This window comes from Pseudonocardia sp. (assembly GCF_025965585.1).
In the GTDB taxonomy this organism is placed as follows: Bacteria; Actinomycetota; Actinomycetes; order Mycobacteriales; family Pseudonocardiaceae; genus Pseudonocardia.
The window spans coordinates 1-6268 of record NZ_JAOPWR010000331.1; the positions used below are offsets into that span (position 1 = coordinate 1).

General features: G+C 65.1%; 6 protein-coding genes. 3 read left to right on the forward strand and 3 right to left on the reverse strand.

Annotation, left to right across the window (positions count from 1 at the left end):
- Nucleotides 1–493 precede the first annotated feature (493 nt).
- The 3 genes from rpsR to JWR81_RS20270 all read left to right on the forward strand — a co-directional run bounded on the left by rpsR (nucleotide 494) and on the right by JWR81_RS20270 (nucleotide 3357).
- Complete coding sequence (gene rpsR, locus JWR81_RS20260) at nucleotides 494–766, forward strand: 30S ribosomal protein S18 (RefSeq protein ID WP_297655127.1); 273 nt, start codon at nucleotides 494–496, stop codon at nucleotides 764–766.
- Nucleotides 767–946: 180 nt separating this feature from the next.
- Complete coding sequence (locus JWR81_RS20265) at nucleotides 947–2122, forward strand: DUF1611 domain-containing protein (RefSeq protein ID WP_297655112.1); 1176 nt, start codon at nucleotides 947–949, stop codon at nucleotides 2120–2122.
- Entirely contained in the window at nucleotides 2119–3357 is a 1239-nt protein-coding gene (locus JWR81_RS20270; protein ID WP_297655115.1) for an alanine/ornithine racemase family PLP-dependent enzyme, read from the forward strand. Before JWR81_RS20265 ends, JWR81_RS20270 begins: the two co-directional genes overlap by 4 nt.
- A 715-nt stretch (nucleotides 3358–4072) precedes the next feature.
- Here JWR81_RS20270 and JWR81_RS20275 read toward each other — a convergent pair.
- The 3 genes from JWR81_RS20275 to JWR81_RS20285 all read right to left on the reverse strand — a co-directional run bounded on the left by JWR81_RS20275 (nucleotide 4073) and on the right by JWR81_RS20285 (nucleotide 5595).
- Nucleotides 4073–4642, reverse strand: coding sequence for a hypothetical protein (locus JWR81_RS20275; RefSeq protein ID WP_297655118.1), 570 nt, complete (start codon nucleotides 4640–4642; stop codon nucleotides 4073–4075).
- A gap of 267 nt (nucleotides 4643–4909) precedes the next feature.
- A complete protein-coding gene (locus JWR81_RS20280) occupies nucleotides 4910–5218 on the reverse strand; it encodes a helix-turn-helix transcriptional regulator (protein WP_297655121.1) in 309 nt (102 codons plus the stop codon).
- Nucleotides 5215–5595: a type II toxin-antitoxin system RelE/ParE family toxin gene (locus JWR81_RS20285; protein WP_297655124.1), complete on the reverse strand. Its 381-nt coding sequence runs from the start codon at nucleotides 5593–5595 to the stop codon at nucleotides 5215–5217. The genes JWR81_RS20280 and JWR81_RS20285 overlap by 4 nt, the downstream gene beginning before the upstream one ends.
- Nucleotides 5596–6268: the final 673 nt, after the last annotated feature.

Below are 6268 nucleotides of genomic sequence, written 5' to 3' on the forward strand. Positions count from 1 at the left end.
CCGACACACACGCTTTCGAGGTCTGAGAATCAACGATCGCCGACAGTCGCGGAGCGTCGCGGCGCTGGTGAGGGGCTCGGCACGTCGACCGGCAAGCATATGCGATCGCCGGCAAATGCAACCACGAAGGCAACCGCCGTGGGCTTGGCCGCCGGACTGGCCTCGACACGCCGACCCGGTCTGTTGGGGGTTCGTCACGAACCTGGGATTGGTGTGAAGAGCACCCTAGGGCCGAAGTGCCTGTGACACGCCGGGGGCGTGAGGTAGGACGGATATGGATCCCGGGACTCGCAGGATCAGTGATCTGTCACGGTCAGGGAGTCGGAGGTGAGCGGAGACATAGCGCCTCGGTGGTGGGCCGGCGCGCAACGAGCTGAAACCCAGCGCGCTTGCTGCCAACCAAGAATGCAACTCGAGTAGCGAGCTAGGCTGCCGGCTACACCAGGGCGGTCGCGTTCTGATGAGACCCGACCCAGTGCTGGAGAACTCCTCAATGGCGAAACCGCCTGCTCGCGTACCGACGAAGTTCAAGCCAAAGGTGTGCCCGTTCTGCAAGGACAGAGCCCAGGAGATCGACTACAAGGACACCGGGCTGCTTCGGAAATTCCTCAGCGATCGGGGCAAGATCCGGGCCCGACGGGTCAGCGGCACCTGTCGCCAACACCAGCGCGACGTCGCGGTCGCGGTGAAGAACGCCCGCGAGGTCGCCCTACTCCCCTACGTCTCCCTCGGTGCCGAGAAGGGCGGGGGCCGTGGTAGAGCCTGACCGAAGAGTCGTACGCACCACATCGCGCGGGCCCGGCGGATGCAACACAGTCAGGGCTGACCGGGTACACTTAACATGTCGGTAATCTCGCCGACCCTCAGGGCAGACCACTCGTTCAACGTTGGGCTCACTGCCCCGCCACGATCCCGTCGGCTTCTCTGAGACTTCTCAGAGGATCTTATGTCTTCGCTCGTCAGTGGTGCCCCTTTTCTTGCTGCGTCCGAACAGAGCGAGTGGGCCGTCCCGGCGGCGCCCTTCGCGCTGCCTGCTGGTTCCACCGCCGTTGTCTACTGCGAGGGGCAGTTCGGCGAGCAGGACGGTAAGACCGCCAACGGCCTGGTCCGGCACTCGGAGAAGTACGAGGTCCTCAGCGTCATCGACAGCCTCCGGTCCGGAGTCGATGCCGGGAAGTTCCTGGACGGCACCGTGAACGGCATCCCGGTGCTGGCGTCGCTCGACGAGTCCATCTCGCACGCCGGCCGGGTACCTGACTACCTGATCTGCGGCCTGGCGCCTGCCGACGGCCTGCTGTCGGACGACCAGCGGATCGTGCTGCTCGACGGCATCGCTCGTGGGATGCACATCATCAACGGCCTGCACGAGTTCCTCAACGACGACGCCGAGTTCGTTGCGGCTGCCGTGAGCGCCGGTGTCACCATCACCGATGTACGCCGGCCGAAGGCCAAGCGCGACCTGCACCTGTTCTCCGGCCGGATCTTCGACGTGACCTGTCCCAGGATCGCGATCCTGGGCACGGACGGGGCGATCGGGAAGCGCACCACCGCCACCCTGCTGGTCCAGGCGCTGAACGCGCGCGGCATCAAGGCGGTCATGGTCGGCACCGGTCAGACCACCTTGATCCAGGGCGGGAAGTACGGTGTCGCGCTGGATGCGCTGGTTCCGCAGTTCTGCTCGGGCGAGGTCGAGAACCAGGTCGTCGCCGCGTTCGAGGGTGAGGACCCCGATGTGATCGTGGTCGAGGGCCAGGGCGCGCTCAGCCACCCTGCGTACCTGACCTCCGCTCACATCCTGCGTGGCAGCCGCCCGGCCGGGGTGATCGTGCAGCACGCGCCGAAGCGCACGATGCTCGGCGACTTCCCGATGGTGCCGATGCCGACCGCGGCCAGCGAGATCGCGCTGATCGAGGCGTTCGCCGACACCCGCGTCATCGGGGTCACGATCAACCACGAAGAGATGACCGAGGACGAGCTGACCGACGCGATCGAGGAGCATCGCTCGCAGCTCGGCCTCCCCGTCACCGACCCTCTGACGCGCCCCGCGTCGGACCTGGTCGACATGGTGCTGACGGCCTTCCCCGCGCTCGCGGCGGTGGCCGACCCGATCACCCCTGTGTGACCGCGCCTCGGATCGACACCGATCTCAGCAAAATCGAGCAGAACACGCGGGTCCTGGCGGACCGCCTTGCCGCAAAGGGCATCCGGGTCACCGGGATCACCAAGGCCGTGCTGGGCTCGCCCGGAGTCGGAGCAGCGATGCTCCGGGGCGGTGCCCACGGCCTCGGTGATTCCCGGGTGCCGAACCTCGCCCGGCTGGCCGGACTCGACCGGCCCCCGTTGCGCACGCTGATCCGCTCACCGATGCTGAGCCAGGTGGGACGGGTCGTCGACGTCGCCGACGTCAGTCTGAACACCGAGGTCGCCGTGGTGACGGCGCTCGACCGCGCGGCGTCCCGGACCGAGCGGACGCACGGCATCGTGCTGATGGTGGAGCTGGGCGACCTGCGCGAAGGCATCGCGCTCGATGATGTCCCCGAGGCCGTGCGCGCCGTCCTCGGTCACTCCGCTCTGCGGCTCGTCGGGCTCGGAGCCAACCTCGCCTGCCAGAACGGTGTGGTACCCGACGACCGGAACATGGGTGTACTCACCGGGCTCGTGGAGACCATCGAGGCACTGCACGGGATCTCGCTCGAGGTCGTCTCGGGCGGCAATTCGGCGAACCTGAACTGGGCCCTGAGCACCGACGATGTCGGCAGGATCAACGAACTCCGGCTCGGCGAAGCCGTCCTTCTCGGCGTCGATCCGCTGTACCGAGCACCGATCCCCGGCCTGCACACGGATGCCTTCACGGTGACCGCCGAGGTCATCGAGGTCGCCGTGAAACCGGCTCAGCCCTGGGGAGATCGTGCTCAGGCCGCGTTCGGTGAGGCGCCGGCCCGCACCGGCAGCGGCTCAGTACACCAAGCGATCCTCGCCCTCGGCCGCCAGGACGTCGACCCCGCCGGCCTGCAGCCCCCCGAGGGCATCACGATCCTCGGGATGAGCAGTGACCACTTGGTCGTCGACCTCGGCGATCACTTCGTCACGGTCGGGGACGAGATCGACTTCGGCGTCGCCTACGGCGCACTCGTGCAGGCGATGACGTCGCCCTTCGTCACCAAGATCGAGCGCCTCGGCCGTCCCACCGCACCGACGGTGACCCAGGTGCCAACACCGATCCAGGGTTCGACCCGCCACTCAGTGCCGGATATGCAGAACCCGGTTGAAGATGGCAAAGGCAACCTTTCAATTGTCGTCGCTGCGGCTAAGATTGGCGGCTGTCATGATAGGAAGCGATTCGACGAGTGGCGATAGGTCGCGAGCGTATTTGCATGACGGCCGAGGAAATCGGACACCGGTGTCAGACGAGCTACTAAGTGGAGTGGATGAATTTCGGGCGGGCTTCACTAGGGACGTCGATTTCCCTCACTCGCTATAGGCTACCGCTTGACAGGGGCCTAATGAAGACCACCCAGTCGATGAGGGAAGGCGGCATATCGAATCCTGTACAAGACGCTGGTCCATGTTCCGTATCCGCCACTGGATATGCACTGGCCAAACATGAGTCAGAAGGCCTAGCCCTCCGGCCCGCGCCGTCCTGGTGATCTTGACCAACCGCTGCGCCTCGTCCGGGGTCAGCTCCCGGACGAAGACCTCGGGCTCTCGCGCCATGCCCACCACCTCCGGCGGACAGCCTCCAGTGCCGGACCAGGACTGATCAAGCCGACCCGGTTACGTCCCCAACGTTCCTGGACGAGGCACTAGCCCCGACGCGCACCACATGTGATGCCACGCGAGCCGGCTCAGCGATCATGCCACCAGAGTTTCCCCTGGTCAGAGGTGGAGCGGGCGACGGGAATCGAACCCGCGTAGCTAGTTTGGAAGGCCATCCGCCACCCCCACCCAACCCCTCTACCAGCAACGATCCCCACACGACCACACTCCGAAAACCGCTACGACCCCGCCCATCGACGGCGTTTCGTGTCACGTTTGGTGTCACGCGGCGGCCCCGCCACAGCCGGCAGCAGCGCTACGTGTGAGCCGGCAGAGCAGTGTCCTGACACACGAAGTCGAAGGTGAAGCTAATGAGGTCCGCATCGGTCGGGTGCTTCATGTAGTCAAAGTCGGTCGGAGGCCGGACGACCTTCACATAGATACTGTTCGGATTGTCAGGTGATTGCATCGAGCTGTATGTGTAACCACTCGCAATCTGAACGTTTCGAAGTTCACCTGTAGCCGTGTCGCCAGGATTGCAATAGATGCTATTGTTGAATACCACATCTGGCGAGTCGCCCGATGCCGGGTTATACGGAAGAATTCCAGCGCTTACGTGCTGAAGGTAGGTGGGCACCTCACATAGCTTCAGATTCGACAGTCCATGGTGTTTGAGCAGTTGGCACACCTGCCTGATCACAGCAGCCCGAGCCGCCGCAAGCGTTGCGGAACGATCGCGCGCAACGGCGGCAGTGGAGGCAGCTGGCGCACTACAGCCGGCCAGGTCGCTGGGCACATGATGGGACGGACCGTCGCACGCCTTTGCGGACGAGGCTGCTGCCGTCCCAGTGATCACCACTGCCAGCAAGGCCGCAACGCCGAGCATACCTACGACTGCACGGATTGACCGCATTGACCGCCCCTCGCATAGGAGGCGCAGCGTAGTGGCCCACAGAGCTACGTGAGGAAGCAGCCCCACAAGCCACGCGAAGCGGATGGAGTCCAAACCTGGAGGTCACGACGGCAAGCCGTCGCAGACGCAAGCGACATCTCGCGGATGCCCGACCGTTCACTCGGCTGTGCGACTGCCGTCGGGCTCGCCACCCGACACCAACCTGGACCGCCAGATCGTCCTGCGGCAGTTGATGCGTGCTCAGCCGACTTTGATCTGCTCGTCCCCGAAGTTCGCGACAATCTGCAGATCCCCGCCCAACGCGCTCACGTAGCGGTCGAGGACATCGATCCCAGCCAGTTCGCCGTTCTCGATCTGACTGACCCTCCCAACCGTCACGCCCATCGCCTGCGCGACCTGACGCTGGGTCAGCCCTCGGCGCTTGCGCATCTCCGCCAGACGATGTGCCCGCACCTGAGCGAGCAACCGCGACTTGCCCTGCTCGACCTCCTGCTCGCCGATCGCCTCGACATGCTTGCCCCGAACGTCCGACCACCGAACCGTGCTCATCGGCCCTCCTCCTCGCCCTCTGCCGCCCGTTCCTTCAGATACGCCTCGTAGAGCTGCTCCGCACGCGGCACGGCCTTTCGGTACCACTCACTCCACCGGCCGGACTTGTCCCCCGCGACCAGCAGCACCGAGCTACGCCATGGATCGAACGCGAACAAGATCCGCATCTCCGTCGCGCCGGACGAGCCTGGTCGCAGCTCCTTCATGTTGTGGATTGACGACCCCTTGATCCGATCCACCAACGGCCGACCCAGGTTCGGACCACCCTCAGACAGAGCTTCGATCGCATAGACCGCCTGCCGGTGACTCTCCGGATCGTTGACCGCCAACTCGTCGAGCCAACGATCGACCTCATCCGTCAGGTAGACCTCCCACACGTCGCCTCCTTGGGCCCAAGTTTAGCTTCCGCTATACTCCGGCGCCACTGCGCAAGCCCATCCGCCGCCTCGCCTGCACGGTCAACCGACCGGCAGCCGGGAGGCGCGCCCGCTGGGGCAGCCCCGTCCCACGCCACAACCTCCGCGGCCGCAGAGATTTCGTGTCACGCGTGGTGTCACGCCCGAACGCGGCGTCCATTACATCGCCGACCGAGGTGCTCCCTGAGTCGCCGCCGGCGAGCCGGAGCTCAACCTCAACCACAGCCTCACCAGCGCGGAGTCGACATCATCAGTCGACCCGTTTTCGTGTCACGCACCAGCCACATCGTTCACTCGGCTAGCCCACAGTTCGACTCAATTCCATACCCAAAAAGCATAACTGCTGGTCAGAGGCTTGAGCGGGCGACGGGAATCGAACCCGCGTAGCTAGTTTGGAAGGCCATCCGCCACCCCCACCCAACCCCTCTACCAGCAACGATCCCGACACGAACACACTCCGGGAACCGCTACAGACCCAGCCGTCGACGCCGTTTCGTGTCACGCGTGGTGTCACGCACCAGCCCGCAGCCGATGCGTCTAGGCCAGGCTTGACGGCTTGCGTCTAGTGCGGGATAGACTTACTCTGTGACCAAGCCGAGGGACATCGTGAAGCGCATCGCCGGGGAGGCGAAGC

Excerpts from the sequence above, each read along its gene's own strand:
- JWR81_RS20265 (WP_297655112.1), top strand. The coding sequence starts at position 947 with ATGTCTTCGCTCGTCAGTGGTGCCCCTTTTCTTGCTGCGTCCGAACAG.
- JWR81_RS20275 (WP_297655118.1), bottom strand. The coding sequence starts at position 4,642 with ATGCTCGGCGTTGCGGCCTTGCTGGCAGTGGTGATCACTGGGACGGCA.
- JWR81_RS20280 (WP_297655121.1), bottom strand. The coding sequence starts at position 5,218 with ATGAGCACGGTTCGGTGGTCGGACGTTCGGGGCAAGCATGTCGAGGCG.
- rpsR (WP_297655127.1), top strand. The coding sequence starts at position 494 with ATGGCGAAACCGCCTGCTCGCGTACCGACGAAGTTCAAGCCAAAGGTG.